Here is a 2,122-nt window from a genome sequence, read left to right on the forward strand (position 1 = left end):
CACCCCGGCCTCCCCGCTCGGCTTCGCCCTGCCGGATACCTTGGTCACGGCTTGCTGGCCCGCGGTCTTCTCCGTGCTCGGCGCGGCGCGAACCGCAGCAGGCGTACCGGTCGTGGAAGGTCTGCTCGACCTGGTCCATCTCGACCACGCAGTCACCCTCACCGGACAGATCCCGGCGGTTGATACCGATCTGGTCGTGACCGCCCGGCTCGGTGACGTCTACGACAGCTCCGTGGGGCGCGTGGTGGAAGTGACCGTGGATCTGGTTGACCCTTCGACAAGCTCAGGGAGCGAAGCAGGCTCGGGGAGCGAGGCAGGTTCGGGGGGCGTCGTGGCGACCCTGTCCGAGCGGTTCGCGATCCGTGGTCGTCTCGGCGACGGCGAGCTTGCCGATCCGCCGCGCGCCGGGGGCGCCGCGACCGATGAGCGCACCGGTGCCCGTAAGCATGTGCGCACCGCGCAGGTGACCGCGCCGGCCGACATGACCGGTTTCGCGGTGGTCTCCGGCGACCGCAACCCGATCCACACCGATGCGCTGGCGGCGAAGCTGGCCGGTCTGGGCGAGCCGATCGTGCACGGAATGTGGCTGTCGGCCGCCGCTCAGCAGGTGGTGACTGCCGCAGACCTGGACAATCCGGTGCCGTCGCCGCGTGCCATCGAGGGCTGGACCGCCCGTTTCCTCGGCATGGTCCGGCTCGGCGACGAGATCGCCATCCGCGTCGATCGCGTCGGCATGGACGCTGGACGTGACGTGATCGAGGTGACCGCCAAGGTCGGTGACGATCTGGTGATGGCCGCGAGTGCGCTGCTCGCCGCACCGCGCACCGTCTACGCATTCCCCGGACAGGGCATTCAGAGCAAGGGTATGGGCCTGGCTGCCCGGTCCCGCTCCAAGGCCGCCCGCGAGGTTTGGGACCGCGCCGACGCCCACACTCGGGAGGCGCTGGGATTCTCGATTCTCGCGGTCGTCCGCGACAACCCGACGACGCTGGTCGCTGGCGGAGTGACCTACCACCATCCCGACGGCGTGCTCTTCCTGACGCAGTTCACTCAGGTCGCGATGGCGACGCTGGGTTGCGTCGAAGTGGCCGAACTGCGTGAGGCCGGTGGCTTCGTCGAGGGAGCCATCACCTGCGGCCACTCGGTCGGCGAGTACAACGCATTGGCTGCCTGCGCTGGCGTACTGCCGCTGGAAGCAGTCCTGGAGGTCGTCTTCCAGCGCGGTAGCGCCATGCACCACCTGGTGCCGCGCGACGCCCAGGGGCGTAGTGACTACCGTATGGCCGCCATCCGGCCGAGCCAGTTCGGGCTCGACGACGCCGACGTCATCGGCTTCGTCGACGGAATCGGTGCGTCCGCCGGGGAGTTCCTGGAGGTGGTCAACCTCAACCTGCGCGGCTCGCAGTATGCGATCGCCGGCACGGTCCGGGGTCTGGAAGCGCTGGAGAGCGAGATCGAGCGTCGGGTCGCCGAATTCGGTGGCAAACGAGCGTTCATCCTGGTCCCCGGCATCGACGTGCCGTTCCATTCGACGGTGCTGCGCGCTGGCGTTCCGGAGTTCCGTGGCAAGCTCGAAGGCCTCCTGCCCGAACACATCGATCCAGCGATCCTGGTGGGCCGCTACATCCCGAACCTGGTGCCGCGTCTGTTCAACCTGGAGCGTGACTTCGTCCAGGAGATCGCTGATCTGGTGCCTGCCGAGCCGCTCGAGGCGGTGCTCGCCGACTGGGAGTCCTGGTCGCAACGTCCGTCCGCGCTGACCCGGGTGCTGTTGATCGAGTTGCTGGCCTGGCAGTTCGCCAGCCCGGTGCGCTGGATCGAGACGCAGGACCTGCTGCTGGCCGCCCCCGAGCACGGGGGTCTCGGTACGCAGCGCTTTGTCGAGGTCGGCGTCAAGAATGCCCCGACGCTGGTGGGTCTGGCCCGGAACACGCTGAAGCTGCCCGACTACGCCACCGCCGCCGTCGAGGTGGTCAACGCGGAGAGCGACTTCGACCTGCTGACCGCGCAGGACGCTGGCGTGGAACCGGAAGCCGACCTGGTGGAGGAGGCCCCGGCCGCCCCGGCGTCCGCCGCCGCGGCGGCTCCGGCCGCTGCTCCGGCTCCGGTTGCTGCACCAACG

The 2,122-nt window shown here is 69.3% G+C and carries 1 protein-coding gene; it reads left to right on the top strand.

Going from position 1 to position 2,122, the window contains the following annotated elements; genetic code table 11:
- Positions 1-2,122, top strand: a 2,122-nt coding sequence (locus WAW85_RS14955; protein ID WP_422560382.1) for an acyltransferase domain-containing protein, incomplete at both ends; no start/stop codon positions are given.

Origin of the sequence: Gordonia sp. (in: high G+C Gram-positive bacteria) (assembly GCF_049299075.1) — a bacterium.
GTDB lineage: Bacteria > Actinomycetota > Actinomycetes > Mycobacteriales > Mycobacteriaceae > Gordonia.